General features: G+C 56.5%; 21 protein-coding genes. 10 read left to right on the top strand and 11 right to left on the bottom strand.

Annotated features, from left to right (window positions below; genetic code table 11):
* Positions 1 to 117: 117 nt before the first annotated feature.
* The 10 genes from ICY20_RS18050 to ICY20_RS18005 form a co-directional block, all read right to left on the bottom strand.
* The gene (locus ICY20_RS18050; RefSeq protein WP_194938194.1) at positions 118 to 663 is read right to left on the bottom strand and encodes a hypothetical protein; all 546 of its coding nucleotides are present in this window, start codon (positions 661 to 663) and stop codon (positions 118 to 120) included.
* Positions 660 to 1,304 (bottom strand): recombination protein NinG, encoded by a 645-nt coding sequence (locus tag ICY20_RS18045; protein WP_194938193.1) that lies wholly within the window; start codon positions 1,302 to 1,304, stop codon positions 660 to 662. The genes ICY20_RS18050 and ICY20_RS18045 overlap by 4 nt, the downstream gene beginning before the upstream one ends.
* A complete protein-coding gene (locus tag ICY20_RS18040) occupies positions 1,304 to 1,720 on the bottom strand; it encodes a recombination protein NinB (protein ID WP_194938192.1) in 417 nt (138 codons plus the stop codon). The genes ICY20_RS18045 and ICY20_RS18040 overlap by 1 nt, the downstream gene beginning before the upstream one ends.
* On the bottom strand, positions 1,717 to 2,055 hold the full coding sequence (locus ICY20_RS18035) for a hypothetical protein (protein ID WP_194938191.1): 339 nt from the start codon (positions 2,053 to 2,055) through the stop codon (positions 1,717 to 1,719). Before ICY20_RS18035 ends, ICY20_RS18040 begins: the two co-directional genes overlap by 4 nt.
* Complete coding sequence (locus ICY20_RS18030; RefSeq protein ID WP_194938190.1) at positions 2,052 to 2,558, bottom strand: hypothetical protein; 507 nt, start codon at positions 2,556 to 2,558, stop codon at positions 2,052 to 2,054. Before ICY20_RS18030 ends, ICY20_RS18035 begins: the two co-directional genes overlap by 4 nt.
* Entirely contained in the window at positions 2,555 to 3,352 is a 798-nt protein-coding gene (locus ICY20_RS18025; protein WP_194938189.1) for a hypothetical protein, read from the bottom strand. The genes ICY20_RS18030 and ICY20_RS18025 overlap by 4 nt, the downstream gene beginning before the upstream one ends.
* On the bottom strand, positions 3,339 to 4,316 hold the full coding sequence (locus ICY20_RS18020; protein WP_194938188.1) for an SIR2 family protein: 978 nt from the start codon (positions 4,314 to 4,316) through the stop codon (positions 3,339 to 3,341). Before ICY20_RS18020 ends, ICY20_RS18025 begins: the two co-directional genes overlap by 14 nt.
* A gap of 1 nt (position 4,317) precedes the next feature.
* Complete coding sequence (locus tag ICY20_RS18015) at positions 4,318 to 5,178, bottom strand: BRO-N domain-containing protein (protein WP_194938187.1); 861 nt, start codon at positions 5,176 to 5,178, stop codon at positions 4,318 to 4,320.
* 69 nt (positions 5,179 to 5,247) lie between these two features.
* Positions 5,248 to 5,862 carry a hypothetical protein gene (locus ICY20_RS18010; protein WP_194938186.1) on the bottom strand — a complete coding sequence of 205 codons (615 nt, stop codon included), beginning with the start codon at positions 5,860 to 5,862 and terminating at the stop codon, positions 5,248 to 5,250.
* Between the two features lie 50 nt (positions 5,863 to 5,912).
* Positions 5,913 to 6,149 (bottom strand): helix-turn-helix domain-containing protein, encoded by a 237-nt coding sequence (locus ICY20_RS18005; RefSeq protein ID WP_194938185.1) that lies wholly within the window; start codon positions 6,147 to 6,149, stop codon positions 5,913 to 5,915.
* A gap of 112 nt (positions 6,150 to 6,261) precedes the next feature.
* On the opposite strand from ICY20_RS18005, the gene ICY20_RS18000 reads away from it, so the two are divergent.
* The 10 genes from ICY20_RS18000 (at position 6,262) to ICY20_RS17955 (ending at position 13,708) form a co-directional block, all read left to right on the top strand.
* Complete coding sequence (locus ICY20_RS18000; protein WP_194938351.1) at positions 6,262 to 7,098, top strand: S24 family peptidase; 837 nt, start codon at positions 6,262 to 6,264, stop codon at positions 7,096 to 7,098.
* Between the two features lie 4 nt (positions 7,099 to 7,102).
* Positions 7,103 to 7,342, top strand: coding sequence for a hypothetical protein (locus tag ICY20_RS17995; protein ID WP_194938184.1), 240 nt, complete (start codon positions 7,103 to 7,105; stop codon positions 7,340 to 7,342).
* Positions 7,343 to 7,610: 268 nt separating this feature from the next.
* A complete protein-coding gene (locus ICY20_RS17990; RefSeq protein WP_194938183.1) occupies positions 7,611 to 7,844 on the top strand; it encodes a hypothetical protein in 234 nt (77 codons plus the stop codon).
* 68 nt (positions 7,845 to 7,912) lie between these two features.
* Positions 7,913 to 8,788 carry a protein kinase family protein gene (locus ICY20_RS17985; RefSeq protein ID WP_194938182.1) on the top strand — a complete coding sequence of 292 codons (876 nt, stop codon included), beginning with the start codon at positions 7,913 to 7,915 and terminating at the stop codon, positions 8,786 to 8,788.
* Positions 8,785 to 9,660, top strand: a complete 876-nt coding sequence (locus ICY20_RS17980; RefSeq protein WP_194938181.1) for a DUF3037 domain-containing protein — start codon at positions 8,785 to 8,787, stop codon at positions 9,658 to 9,660. Before ICY20_RS17985 ends, ICY20_RS17980 begins: the two co-directional genes overlap by 4 nt.
* A gap of 404 nt (positions 9,661 to 10,064) precedes the next feature.
* Positions 10,065 to 10,691 (top strand): PDZ domain-containing protein, encoded by a 627-nt coding sequence (locus ICY20_RS17975; protein WP_194938180.1) that lies wholly within the window; start codon positions 10,065 to 10,067, stop codon positions 10,689 to 10,691.
* 130 nt (positions 10,692 to 10,821) lie between these two features.
* Positions 10,822 to 11,586: a hypothetical protein gene (locus ICY20_RS17970; protein ID WP_194938179.1), complete on the top strand. Its 765-nt coding sequence runs from the start codon at positions 10,822 to 10,824 to the stop codon at positions 11,584 to 11,586.
* 136 nt (positions 11,587 to 11,722) lie between these two features.
* A complete protein-coding gene (locus tag ICY20_RS17965; RefSeq protein WP_159957296.1) occupies positions 11,723 to 12,049 on the top strand; it encodes a DUF2388 domain-containing protein in 327 nt (108 codons plus the stop codon).
* A 92-nt stretch (positions 12,050 to 12,141) separates the two neighbouring features.
* Complete coding sequence (locus ICY20_RS17960; RefSeq protein ID WP_194938178.1) at positions 12,142 to 12,465, top strand: DUF2388 domain-containing protein; 324 nt, start codon at positions 12,142 to 12,144, stop codon at positions 12,463 to 12,465.
* Positions 12,466 to 13,228: 763 nt separating this feature from the next.
* Positions 13,229 to 13,708, top strand: coding sequence for a hypothetical protein (locus ICY20_RS17955; RefSeq protein WP_194938177.1), 480 nt, complete (start codon positions 13,229 to 13,231; stop codon positions 13,706 to 13,708).
* 51 nt (positions 13,709 to 13,759) lie between these two features.
* Here the strand turns inward: ICY20_RS17955 and ICY20_RS17950 are convergent, their stop codons facing one another.
* Complete coding sequence (locus ICY20_RS17950) at positions 13,760 to 14,071, bottom strand: DUF1654 domain-containing protein (protein ID WP_194938176.1); 312 nt, start codon at positions 14,069 to 14,071, stop codon at positions 13,760 to 13,762.
* Between the last annotated feature and the right edge of the window lie 456 nt (positions 14,072 to 14,527).

Here is a 14,527-nt window from a genome sequence, read left to right as displayed (position 1 = left end):
AATGCATACAAAAAACCCCGCATATTCGCGAGGCTCTTAACATCAATCCCTAACGCGCAAGATCGACAGGATGGGTAAATATTCTCTCACTTTCTCACTTAATGCAATGGCTATTTGCTATGCAGCTCGACTTTCGATCAAACCCTCCGCATCGAGCAGTTCCTGAGCGGCAGTTAACCCCTCATTCACTTGGTCATCCAATGCCTTGCGGATCGACGAGCGCCACCGGTAACGGGTCGATTCCGGCTTGCCGTCATTGTCCCAGTTGGTGATGTCGTACCAGGCGGCCGGCAGCACTGCGGCGGAGCGCTTGCCCTCGGCACCGGCAACCTGCGGAATCGCCCAGGTCAGGATCGCGCACTCGCGGAACCGCTTGGGCGCCGGCGATTTAACCGAGCTGAGCAACTCCAGGATCGCGCCATGCTTGCGCTCTTCATGGGTTGAGTACTTCGCCACCAGCGCTCGCCAGTGCGCCGGGGTGAGCGACTTGTGCAGCCGGCCAAACACCCAGCAGTCCTGAAGCAGCGCTGCCTCCCTGCCTACGATCTCCCCCTTCTGCTTGGCGCATTGCACTTTCGGCTCGAAGTCGCAGCCGCCGGCGGAAGTGATTGTCTCGGCCGCCAAGGCTCGAACTACTGCTGAAACAACGTTGCGATAGGTCATGCGGCTTCCCCTTTTTTCAGCTCTCTGGTCTTTGCCCGGTATTCGGCGGTAATGGCTTTCAGTTGAGCTACGGTTTCTTTTCGCGGCGCGTGATCGGCCTCCAGTGCCTCGACAGCCTCCATGCCGATGCGGGCGATAAGCCCAGCACGGAAACCCTGTGAAACCGTCTGGCCTTTGCGGGCGAACTTGGACGAGCCCGCATTGCAGCTCTTGCACTGAAGCCAAATATTGTTTGATACCAGTCGCAGCTCTGGGCGGGCACCTTTGCCCATGAAGTGGCCGGCATCGAATGCGCCGCCGGTCTTCCAGCCCTGAGCGGCCAGAATCGATTCCTGCGAGTCACCACAACTGATGCACCCGCTGCCAATGCTCAGTTCATAGGTGCGCCTGTAGTCACGTACAGCCTTCTCCGCATCCTTGAGGTGATCCGCCCTGCTCTTCAGCTTCTCCTTGCGCACCTTGATCTCGGCGCGCTCGATCTGGTCCAGGGCCTTGCGGGCCTTCGGCGCGTGCCGTGGCCCGTCGACGAGTGCGCACTTCGGACTGCACACCGCCTGCCCCATCCGCGAAGGGACGAATGAGGCCCTGCACGTAGAAACGCGGCACTTCTTCGGCTTGGCCGGCTTCCGTTCGATCGCCATCAGTAGCGCCCTCCCCAATTGTCCTTCTGTGTCCAGCGCACCTGGTGCTCGGCGCCGAAGGCATGAACCCATTCGATCAGCTCGCCGCACTGCTTCACGGTGAGCTTGCTGGTGCGCTCGTAGATGACGTCAAAGCCGTTGCCGTCTACCGCTGGGATCATCTGTGGCTGATCACCCGACTCACGCAGCCAGGCGGCAGTCAGCAGACGCTTCCAAATCAGGGTGTCCCACTTCTTCCCGGCGTGTTCCACCTGGGCGGCGATATCGGCCAGGGCCGCGTGCAGGGCCTTGTTCTGCTTCCCGCTGCGGTCCACTTCGGTGATGGCCAGCTTCTTGGGCTTGGTCAGGTCCAGGGCGGCAAGGTGTCCCATGGCGCGGTTGCGGTCCGATTCGTTACGGATCTGGAGGCTGGTCATGGCTTCACCTGAGCAGCCAGCTTCGATTCGGCAGCAATACGAACGCCAGAGGCTGCGGTTGCGTAAAGCGCAGCCAGGATCGGGAAGCCACCATAGATGAGGGCGGCGACAAACAGGAGGGGCACCAAAACACCAAAAGCCTTCTTCAAGAGCGTGCGCCCCTGAATCTTCTCGGCCAAGTCCGGAGTCATCACGAACCACCCCATGAACGTCAGTGCGACCATGAAGCTAATCAGCCAAAAGGCGAATTCCTTCACGTCGGAGTTCCCGAGGACAAGGCAGACCAGGAGAGCGGCGTCGAGAGCACGGGTGAATACTTGGCCAGGCGTCTTCATTGCGAGATCCCCTTCAGCAGCTCTTGCAGTTGCTTCAGCTTGCCCACGGCGGCGGCATTGGTTTCGCGCTCAGCTTCAACCGACAGCGCCACTTCCTCGATGCGGCCGGCCAGGGCCTTGAGGCGCAGACCAATCTCATCGGCCAACCCGATCACCTCGACGGACAAGCCGGCGAGAACATCCAGGGCGCCCGCCTCTGGCTTCTTGATCGAAACAACAGCCTGATTGGCTACCTGGGTCACGGCCTGCTCCTTTTTTGGTTTGGGGGTTGCTGCGTCACGCTGAAACTTGCCGCCGACTGGCTCGCGGATCAGGCCCGCTTCCTTGAGTTCGCCCAGGGCGCGGCGTATGGCGTACGGCGATGCGCCTGTGGCCTTGGCTGTCGTGACCGCGCCGTGGATTTCGTGATTGCTCCAGCTCGTTTGGATCGGGACGTAGCCGAAGACCTTTTGAGCAATCGAAGACTGCCCGGCGAGTACCTGTTGCTGTCTGGCTTCATTCATTGCGGCGCCCTCTCCTGCTCCAAGTCCCGCGCCTGCTTCAGCAGCAGCGCCCGGCGATCTGCCAACTCATTGGCCGCATCAATCCGCATTTCATCCTTCCTCTCGGCGTTGGCCGCACGCATTTCCAGCATCGATTCCTTCACGAGCTGCAGCTTTTCGCGCAGCGCGGGAGCGGGCCGGGTAACGGCGCCGGTGATCAGCCCGGCAAGGGCACGCCCGTCCTCGGTGATCGGCTCGATGCTCAGGTCTGCTAGGTACTTCTGGCCGTGTTCGCGAGGAATGCGCTTCAGCTCCACGGCCTTGGTGACGGCCTGAATACGGCGGCTCGCGTCGAACCCCACGGAGACGTGCCAGTTAACCTGTTTGGTGTCTTGGCGGGCCTGGCCGACGAACCGCTCGTAAGCGCTGATAAACGCCATGCGCGCGCCGATCTTGTCGCCGGCGTCGAGGACAGGTTTCGCGGCGGCTAGGGCCAACTGGATCTCGTCGGTCAGCACCACGGTTTCGAATTCGTCGTTGGTGGTCATTGCGATGGCCCAAGCCTCGTCCTTGCCCGGACGACCGTCGGAGGCCTGGACGCGTTGGAGGATGTCGGCCATGGCAAGCTTGCCTTTCACCTCGAAGCGGCAGGCCTTCAGCGCGGCTTTGACCGCTGGCACCGGATAGGCGCAGAGGTCTTCAGCCATCATGGCGGCAGTGCCTGGGTTCACCTCCTGGCCCATAGCCTCTGCGGTTGCGCAGATGGCAGACGCCAGCCCGGCAACCTGCTGGTCGTTCATTTCAAAGGTATTCATTGCGGTCACCTGCTTGGCGCTTAGCCAGAACGATCTGGGCAGCCTCCTCCGCTGCTGAGAGATTCGCCTCAGTCCGTTCCATCTGGCGGGCGGTCGTGCCGTTGACCCGCTGCCCAGTCACCCACTGCGTGTGGTAGCTCTCGGCGTTGACCAGCAGCTCGTTGAGGCTGTGGCACTTGCGCAGGACGGCGGCGTCGCTGGTTTTCAAGAAGTGGGCGGCGACGTGGTGGGCGACATCGGCACCCAAGCGGTCAACCAATTGACCGAGCTGACCACCGACCTTGGCGTTCCACACCGGCCAGGCGCTATACCGCTTGCGGTAGGCCATGGCGTAGTTCGCCCAGACCTTGAAGGTTTTGCAGGCCTGGTCTTTGGGGCCAGGCATGTCGGCGGGGATCTCAACCCGTGGAGTGTCGGTGCGATCCACCACCAGGACCAAGCCGCGGGACTGAGCCGGCTTGCCGGTGGCGTCCTGCAAGTCCTGACTGGTTTCCTGATCTGTATCCTGATGATTAGTATCCTGATTTGTCGGAGATTTATCCGACCCTTGCCCGGATTTTTTTCCGACCATGCTCGGAGATTTATCCGAGGTAGATCGGATTTTTTTCCGACCCTTGTTGTTTGGTGGGGTCGGATATTTTTCCGACCCGTCCAGCTTCTGGTTCCACTCGACGGCCTTCTCGGTCAGGCGGAACAGCGTGATGTTTGACGTGCTTGAAAGCTCAATCAAACCGGCCTCTTCCAGGGCCTTTAACATGCGGTAAGCGGTGTCTGGCTTATCGGTGAGCAGCGGCAGCTCCTCGATAATCTTGGCCTTGCTCAGCGCGAAGAAGATCCCATCATCAGTCTTGATTGGTTTGGTCCAGCTCGGGCAACCGTAGACGAAGGCGAACAGCAGGGCCTGCTGAGAATTCAGCCCCCACTCCAGCGCCTTCACCTGGTTAATCGTGACGGTGTATTGCATGTCAGGCCTTCCCGACCTTAGCGGCCAATTCAAGGAAGCGATCCACGTACCAGTGAGGTTGGGTTTCGCGGGGGCATTGGGGGCTGGTGAGGTTCTTGCCGTAGGCCATGCCCTTTTCGGTCACGGACCAGAAGTCGACGGTTTCCTGTTTGGAGTTTTTGCGCTGCAGGACTTTGAGGAAGCCGTGGGCCTCCAAAGCAAGGTTGAAGGCGCGAGCTGTGCTGGCGATGGCGTGTTCTTTGATAAGCGCGGTGATTGCCTTGGTTGGCATCGAAGAGCCGCCAGCGGCGTCAGGCGCGGCGTCCACGGCATAACCCGGGAGAAATTTGGCATCCAGCCCGTTGTTGGGCGCGATCTGCGCGAGCATCATCATCTTGCTGGAGGGCGCCGGCTTCAGCAGGCGATCGAAGCATTCCAGAATGGCGAGTTCGCCAATGACCTTGGAGTTGTTCGTCTCCTGGACGGTGTAAGAGCCGGTCTTTCGAATGGTCGGCAGCACCTGGCCCACAACCCATTCCTCAAACTGCTCAGCAGCGGGTAGCTTGGATTTCATCACCAGACGGTAGAGATCGCGCTCAGGGATGATTTGCACAGCACGGACCTGACCTCCCATTTCGGTATGGCAGGTATTGACCGCTTTGCAGTGAGCTTTGATCGCCTTCGACGTGTTGGAGTAGCCCTGGGCTTCGGCGATGTCCTTGGCGATGAACCAGGGCTCCCCGTGGCCGTCGTCAATTACGCGGACGGGGAAGCCGTGGAAGTCGAAAGGTGTCACTGGTTTAATCCGCGCCACGTTTTGCGATTGCGAAAAACGTGGCGCGGGATTGTTGGGGCTATTGATCGATTCGGTGTGTTGGTGCATGATTCGCTCCAGTTGTTTACCGCTGTAGAAAAAGCCGACCTCGACCGTCGGCTTTTTTGTGCCTGGAATTCAGGCGATTGATTTCAGTGCCGGCTTGCCGTTGAGCAGAGCCTCAGCCTTGCGGCGCAACTCCCCCGCCTTCGCTTCAACCTGGCGGCATTGCTTGGCGAACGCTGGCAAGCGCGGCAGGTCCTGCTCGCACATCACCTGGTCGTCAAACACTTCGCTGCCGGTGTCGATCACATCGCCCAAGGCGCGGATCAGTGCGCCGAAGCTCTTGTTGGCGCATTGGTCACTGATCATCTGGCGGGCACCGGTCAAGCCGTGGCGGCTTGCCAGCTCGTTCAGGCAGTGATCTCGATATTCAGGCTCAAGGGCGCAGACCCATGACTCCTCCAGCCAGGACGGCATTTCTTGATCGCCGTTCAGCCACCGCTGTACACGCTTGAGCCAGCGGCTAGTCGCCTTCACGAACTCGCCGACTTCGCCTGTCAGTTCGGGCGAGTTGAAATCCGGCACTTCCTTCTTCTTGGCGCGATCAGGAATCGACAGGTGCAGCTCGCGACTCAGCGCCTGGGCGAAGTCGTCCTGGCTCAAGCTGGTGCGGGCGATCTGGTTTTGAGCATGGGCGACCAGCACCTGATCACGGGTTTGTACGGTGTGTCTGGAACTGGACGTTTGCATGGGGACTGCTCTCTTCTAATCTGGCTTCAATGGAACGGCGAAAAGGGATGTCAGGCGGCGCCGCGCAGGACTTTGTGCGCCAGGTCGAGAAGATCGGGGCGGAGACCTGCGATGGTGATCTCGCCCCCAGATGCGTCTTGAAGGCGCTCCGCCAGATCGGCCGAGGCCTTTCGGTGGCCACCTGCCAACTGCCAGAGGTGGCCTACCGTCGTCTTAGCAGCGGCGGCCACTGACAGGCGCCGTTCGTTTGAAGCGCTGGCGAGCCAGTCACGCAGATGGTCATTCATGGGATCTCTCCTTAAACATAGGAGAAATTTAGCTTATGGCTAATATCGTAGCAAGGAATATTTAGCTTTGAGCACATTTAGCATTGAGCTAAACGCTGGCATTCTTGCCCGCATGGATATTTATGCGATTCGTAAGCAGAAACTAATCAGCCTCATAGGAACCCAGCGAAAAGGCGCGTGCGCCGAGCGCTGGGGGATGGCCCCTGCGCACTTGAGTCAGATTTTGTCGGACAAGACTGCGAAGAATTTGGGAGACGACGTAGCGCGGAGAATTGAGGCGATCGAGAAGCTGCCCAGAGGTTGGTTCGATTCCATGTCGCAAGGCGAGTCGATAGAGTCAGTTGACGGACGTTTTTCGGACGAGCAGCCGGACGCGCAGTCAGCACAAACTGCGGCAGAGCAGATAAAGCGGATGCTTTCGAAGGTCAAAGGATTAACTAGTGCCGCTCGTGACCGGATCATCGCGGCGGCGGACGAGACGAGCAACGTCATTACCGTCGACTTTTCTCGCCCGGGCCAGGTTGGTGACGAGGTGTGGATTGCCCACTACGACGTGCGCGCTGCGATGGGCGGTGGCCAGATCCCGCACGAATACCCGGAAATGCTCCAGGACATAAGGGTCAGCCCCAAACATCTGCGCGACCTGGGCGTCACGTTCAAAGAGCATTTCCACCTCAAGATGATCACCGGCTGGGGTCAGTCGATGGCCCCGACGATCAAGGATCGCGACCCCCTGCTCGTTGACATCACAATCCGGGAGTTCACCGGGGACGGGATCTACCTCTTCTCCCATGACGAAATGCTGTACGTGAAGCGCCTGCAAAAGAAAGGCAAGGACCGCTTCAGGATGATCTCGGACAACAAGCACCATGACCCCGAGGACATCCGAGTGGATGACACCCATATCCTGGCTCGGGTGCTTTACGTGTGGAACGGACAACCGGTGTGACGTCATGGCCTTAACCAAACCCAACCAGCAACTGCGCCGCGACCTGAAAGAGGCGGCGGCAACCCTTAAGTGGGCAGGCGTTGACTTGTTCGGCGTGGCGAAGCGAATGCTGGCGGCCGGTGATGAGCAAGGTGCCAACGATCTGATGAAGATCGCCTTCTCGTTTCAGGAAACCGAGGACAAGCTGACGGGGTATGCGGAAGAAGTTCGGGCAGGGAGAATTGCGCGAGCTAAGTCTGAGTAGGACAGGCAGAAACAGATGCGGGGGAGCGCCCCTTTCGACACCAAGGATAGGTAATGAAAACCATAATTACGTTTTTTGCCCTGGTCTCGCTTGCCGGGTGCAGTAGCCATAAGCAACCGCCCCCTCTCCTCCCCAAAGGCAATATGCCAATGACGGAGCGGGAGTACGAGGAATCCGAACGGCTACTCCTCGAGCAGCAGGGATCGCCACCCGCTCAGCGCGAAACGGGCGAAGACTGCCGCACCAAGCGGGACACGGAACAACGCAAATGACTGCATGGCGAGAGCAAAGCTTTTGGAGCAAGTTTTGGGTCTGGGCCTGGCTGGCGCTCATGGTGGTTTTCACAGCTGAAGCTGGCATTTGGCCGGAGGGCAGCTCATCCAACCGCAAGCGAGTCTTCAGCCCTGGCTTCGTTGTGCTCTGCGCCATCGTGGCGGTGGTTGAGCTGATAGCGCTGAATCACTTTTATGGTGTGGCGATTGATGGAAGGTGGGGGAAATAATCCAACAGCATGCGCACCCCGAACTCTAGCAGCGCCTGATCCGAAAACTAAAATATCAAGGATTGAAAATGTTCGAAATATTAGGCAGTTATGCATTTTTGGGCCCGCTAAGAGATGCAGAGTCCTCCGGTGAAAACGCAATTTTTAGAGGAAAGATTGAGGTTAATTCAGCCAGCGTTCGCTGCTACATCAAACCCTTTCCTACCCATACCCCTATCCCCGGCGGCGATGTCGTTGAAAATAGATCCATTGTTAGCGAGGCACTTGGCTACGCGCTTGGCCGGGTTTGCGGGTTCTCCGTGGCAAGTAACGCAGGAGTAATTATTCTCCAGCATGATCAGATTCCCGCCGCCGCCCTTAATAGGCTGATCAATCAAACGCCTGATGGCCGACGACAGGATGAATACTTTGCCTGGTTTTCTGAGGATATGAGGCACCCTGCATTGATGACCGAGTGCCCGTCCGATGCCCCGGAAGTTCTACGACTGAAAAACTTATCTAGAATCGCATCCGACCTCTCCACGCACAAATCAGTCCCTGGAATCGTTTCATTCGATGAGTGGACGGAGAACAGCGATCGCCATTTGGGAAATCTACTCGGAGGCCCAAGTGGCGAACTGACGCTGATAGACCATGGTCGCATCTTTAGGCACCCATCGTGGGCACCAGAATTACTCGCCACCAGCCCGCTTGAGTTGCGTAACGCCCTTATAGAATTAATAGACGGCCGGATTCCTAACTGGAGCACCAAGACACCGATCCGATCCGCTCGCAGCATGGCTTACAAAGCGTTCTCCCTGGCCTGGAAATCGGAAGGAAAGATCAAGGCAGAGAGCGTTTTGAATGAATTCATGGATCCTACAGAAGTCACACAGGTGCTAGACTTCTTGTCTTCGAGGCTGGAACCGAGCCACTACACGCCCCAAGTAGGCCTGATGATATGACTATTCTCGCAAGGATGAAGCAGAGAGTCGCCGACGCGGCTGTGCCGCTGCGCGTGAACGGTCACTGGCGCAGCATTCAAATGTGTCTCGATCAAGACACAGGGGAATACTTGAATGTGGGGGTTGTTTTCGCACACGAAGATAAGGTTGAGGTGCGCGTCCTTGATACCTTCGACCGCGTCAAATGCCTATATGGTAATCGAGTCAGCGTAAAAGACCTGACTCATTACCTTCATGACATTGAGGACTTCATTTTTGATAGCCGCAAGCATCTCCCTGACGCTATAAGCAGCAATGTCAGGCTTGGGCCTAGCCTTTTTGCATCTGGCGAGAACCCCGAAGCAGTCGTGAGTAGTTTCTTTGACGATGTCGTGACTCTAGGTCGACCGAAAAGCGGAACAAAAAATGATGCATTCCGATATACATCCACGCCAAAACTTCGAGACAGCCTGTTTCAAATAATGAGACAGAAAATGGACCTGGATGCTTCTGCAATAATTCAAGAAGACCGCTATCGGCTACGCCTGAAGAATGGGACGCTGGATGTAGATGTGCCGCTGCTCAGCTCATCTGCCGTGGGGTCAGTTGTATCTGTGTGGTACAAAAGCCCAGTGGTCGCTGAGAAGAATATTTTGCAAGCCTCATCCGATTTAGGACTCGTCACTAGCAACACAGACCGAAACGGCGCGCTGTCGATCCTGGTCCCGACTGAAAAAAGCGGAATGGATCGCTTGGAGTTCAGAAGAGTTTCAGACGTCATCGAAAAGCAGCTAGACCGCCTTGAGCGCTCCGGTATTGAAGTAATCCGAGCGCCCTCTACAGATGATCTTGCTGCAAAGACTATCGCTTGGTGGTCTTCCAGAGTTGCGTAAATCCCTCACCCTCGACAGCCCGGCCCAGCGCCGGGCTTGTTGTATCTGCCCTTCGTCTTCCGAACCTGAATCCGGCCATCCTGTGGTTTGTGATAGGCGCTGACGTATAGCGTCCGGCCCAAAGAAATCTGACGATTCTAGCCGTATACAAAATAGGGGCGAATAGCCATGATGCGCCCAGATACGAGTGCGTATCGTCAATCACCCCGGGGGTTGCAATGCTCGTACAGGTCTCGAAGTCGGTCCGTAATTTAGCCGTTGCCTCCTGCCTTGCAGGTCTTAGTGGCTGTTCTACCGAAGGCGCTATAAGCGATCTGGCCACGCTAGGCGCTATAGGCGGCTCAATGATGCCAGGCGTCGACTCATCCACCGTGATGGCCTTAGGGGCGGTCGCAGCGGGGTCTATGATCGTTGTGCCGCTCCTTTCAGATGATTCGAACAGAACAACCCCTTCCTCCGCGCCATCTCTTGCCGTTGCAGCGCCAGCGATTACGCTAGGCGTTCCCGCGCCCCTCGTCCCTGTGAGCGCGGCTACACCTGCACAAAGCTCCACGATTGCAGATCTTCTGGCCAAAGAAACTGTTGCAAAGTATCAGAACCGTTCATGCGACTACTTACATCTATCTTTGTCGGAGGCTGATCAGCTTATAGCCTCATCAATCCCAGAAGCCCCAAAAGTTGGGAATGCCAAGAAGTCCGCCGTGACACAAGTATTCCAAGGAAAAAACTGTCCGCCGCTGTCACCGCTGCCTGGTCGTATAGGTGCTTCCATATCCACGGTTGATCCGGTTAAAGCAGCTCGCCTTAAAATTCCAGCAACGGGAGTATGGGTTGAAGGGGCTACGCCTGGCAGCAATGCCGAAAAGGCGGGATTATCAAGAGGTGACGTCGTTGTGGCGATTAACGACAAACCCGTGGAGGACATCATTGATTTTCGCTTGGCCATTGGACAATCAGTCATCGGCTCTACGGCTAAGCTTAAGGTCTGGCACGGACAGCAGTTCTACAGCGCGCCCGTTCTGATAGGCTAATAGCCAGTTAGTAAGCGACATTCAGAAGGGGTCTGATGGACTGACCTTCCCCAGATAGAGAGCCCTGCCCAGTGCAGGGCTTTCGTATCCGCCCTGCCACGCTTTCGTCACACCTAATGGAGTTTATTAAATGGTCTATAAGACTGGCCGGGCATTGAGCATCATTGTGGCGGCAGGTTCTCTTGTCGGATGCGTTGACCCTGTTGGATTGGTGTTCAACACCGACGAGGTGCTAGCCTATCATCTCGGCCAATCCCAGCCGGGATCAGCTCAAAACGGTTTATCGACAGCCTTTAATGGAATGAGTTGCGACTCATTGCAACAAACCATAAAGGCCTATGAGGCACCGTTTTATTCGACGCCCGAAGGCGCGGCAGCCCGTCAGCACGCGACGCTGATTTACACTCAACGGGGTTGCTCCGCATCCGAAACAGACAAAGCTCATACGCATGCTGAAAGCAATAACGCAGCAGTAGCACCTCCGACCCCAGCGAGTCCCGCCGTTCTGAATGCGATCGCACTACCAGTAAAATCCAAGAGCACTTTGAATTATTGTTACGCCTATCTGACTGTTGGGGAAGAGCGGGGATCTACATGCAGCCCGGTAGTTGAAATTAACGATAGTGATCGGACCGGATCTGTCTTTCAGGTTCGGTTAAACAGTTACGTTGAAAAAGTGAAGCAATCCCAACCTGGTGTGTGGGGGGATTTTGAGTATGCAGATACGATGAAAATGCAAAACGCATTCATCTATCAGATGAAGCCGAAGGCCAATGCAGTTGCGTCAAAGCAAGATGCGGGGCTCATTTGCTACGAATCTCGTGCCGATGCGGACGCCCAGCTAGCGCAATCGAAAAAGAACGATTCCTCTATGAAAGTGATTGCATGGCCATAGCGGTGGGAATCCTCTCCCAAAGGTCAGCAGCATGCAGTCAAAGAGCCCGGACCAGCACCGGGTTTCTTGTATCTAGCGGGCGTCCTGCTTTGCTATGGTGTCGCCCCCCTCCAGATCGCAATGGACGCATCGAAGAATGTATTCATGGAAGACCCTGGCGATTGCCCTACTGGCATCGGTCAGCACGCAGGCCGTATCAGGTGATGGTGCCAACCCTATCGCTGCTGGGATATTTATCACAATCTCCTCGCCGACCATTTTAATTGGCGCGACCACATCTCTCACGACCGATCCGCCAAAAATCTTCAAGTCAGCCAAGACCGACGCCTTGGCGTTCATTGGTTCTGACGGCGAGATTCGCGGTGCTGAGTTTGAGCAGGCGTCCAGGTACTATCGTTCGGCCTACAAATCACCTCATATGTCTGACATGCGACTGGCCCAGGCGATAGCGACCTCGTTTTAATGCCCGCTTAAGACGGACCTTCGCCTTGTTCCAGCAGGAACGCACTCTGCTATGGTTGCGGCCCTCTCTGATCGTAATGGAAGCATCGCAGCATGGACTCATGGAAGATTGTAGCCGCAGCCCTCATGGTATCGATCAACGCTCATGCCTCTGAGGGGTCCGATGACTCCTATAACAACTCGATGCTGTCTGTACTGATGGCTCCAAGCTACACCGTTGCAGGAACTACCGGGCTCACCATGTTGGCCAGTAATAACTTCAAGCCTGCAAAGGCTGACGCACTCGCCTTTATTGGCTCAAACGGTGACATACGCGGCGCCCAATTTGAACAGGCGGTGCGCTTCTACCGTACGACCTATGCACCACCGCTGATGAATGATCAGCAATTCGCCCAGGCAATCGTAAGTACGTTCTGACCCGTTTTGGCATCGCTTAGAATCGAAGCTCCAGGAAGTTACCGTCCCCACGGTGTATACGCACCGCAACATTGGAGCCTGCAAGCATGTGAGCCGCCCGTTTTACCAGTTCGCTCTTTGTATCGGCTTCGATGAGGGGGCGAAACCCTCGCGATCTGAACATAGCCCAGCCCCTGCTAGTTTTCTCGATTCGATAGGTAATCATTGGCCTAGGCACTTATTGAGAGTGCAAATGAGCATAGAACGTAGACTCGACGAATCAAGGATTTCACGACCTTTTCACAGTAGGGCGCTTATGGTTAACCCAGCTCCTAGTGAAACCCTTTAAGCCCGCTAATCGCTATCGCGGGCTTTTCTTTGTCTTGAGTTTGATCGCATGACGGTAGACCAGCGCCGGGCGACTACTATGTGACCTACCCCGGTCCGCCCATGCACTCCGCTGTACTCGCAAGTGAAGTCCCTGCCTCCTTTACGAGCATTACCCACTCATCACTGGTAATGAGCTCCGCACGCTCCATAGCATCGGCTCGCCTCAACAAGCTGAAGTACTTAACCTCCGCGCTCATTTTGCTCTCGGTCAGTGCGAATAATTCACGCCAGGCCTTCATAGCCAGCCTTCGATGCTCCTGTTTCATCTGAGCCTCCAACGGGGCTATGGTTAGCGCCACCCTACTCGCTATCGGGGGTATTGAGTCAGCTTTAGACCAATGGTGGCTGTACGCCACGAATGGTAAAGTGCGGGCTCACTTACGGGAGGGATACCATGCGTTACCGCGCACCAATCGCGGCAGTTGCCTTTTTAGTGTCGATCTCGGCAAGTGCTGGCGTATTCAAGGACGAGACTGATAGGTTCACTGGCAATAGAGCGGTGACTTGGGACTCTTTACCTGCGCAGGCAAATGACTTTTCGTTTTCTACGGTTGCCCTGTATTTAAAAGGCTCGCCAAGACCTGGGTATTACAAGGTTCAGCTAATGACCTGGGGAGACAGCGCAGAATTCCGGGAATGCCATCACACCAACTGGCTGGTAGATGGCGTGCTTGATCCCTATCTGGAATATGAGTACTCAGCAACGAACGCTGGATCTGCAGCGATTGAGCGCTTCGATAAGCAGGTGGACCGGGCAAACCTTCAGCGGCTAGCCTCGGCCAAGCTCATTGAGTTTCAAGTCTGCGGTACTGAGGGGAAAATTTCCCAAAGTGATATGGAAGGCATGCGCAAGGTTCTCGAAGCGACAAAGTAAAATCAGCCCCCCCCTGAGAAAGCCCGCCCGCTGCGGGTTTTTTATTGCCCTCTAGAAAGGCGCCGGCTCTTCTTCCTGCTCAAACGCAGCCTCACCCTTCTCCACCATCTCAGCCTCCTGCTGCTCCCACCTAACCGTCACACTGCCGTCGTCATTGAGCGTCAACTCGAGTTCGTCAGTGTCGGCAATCACGCTCAGCACCTCTTCCCACTCCCGATCCCCGTCCGTGTCCAGGCGATGAATCGTCACCCAGCGCTGCGCCTGCGCCACGGGGTGATTGATCATCGATGAGACGCGCAGCCCCAGGCGTGCCATTCCGCTCATTTCCTGCCGTGCTGCCGGTGCCACCTGCTTCTTCGCCATGAAATCCCCTCCCAATTAAATGCTGTATATCCATACAGGTAATGGGAAAATCATAGCTCACTGCTAACTGGCGCGTAAAGCGCTTATGGCCCCAGTCAGCGGCGCGGAGAAACCCGGCGGATCGAGTTAATTTCGCCCGTCGCTAAATATTTAGCTTGGAGCTATTGACGATATTTTAGCTTGCGGCTAAATTAACTCCATCGCAGCGATACACCTGCTGCGAAGGGCCTCACAGCCCGGCGCTCTTTAACAGCACGGGAACCTCGCAGATCGATCCCCAGCAATGGGAACAGGGCGAGCAATAAATTCGATCTCCACGCCAGCTCTGGAACTGGCCGTGCTCACCAGATGTGAGTACGCGAAACCACGGAAGCCGGTCGGCGAAGAACACCGTCCACGAAATGTGTGACGCCGGCCAGAGATATGAATCGGGCGATGCGCGTGGTGGAGATGAAA

Origin of the sequence: Pseudomonas pisciculturae (assembly GCF_015461805.1) — a bacterium.
GTDB lineage: Bacteria > Pseudomonadota > Gammaproteobacteria > Pseudomonadales > Pseudomonadaceae > Aquipseudomonas > Aquipseudomonas pisciculturae.
Note: the sequence above shows the minus strand (reverse complement) of the source record. Positions and strands in the feature narration are given on the sequence as shown.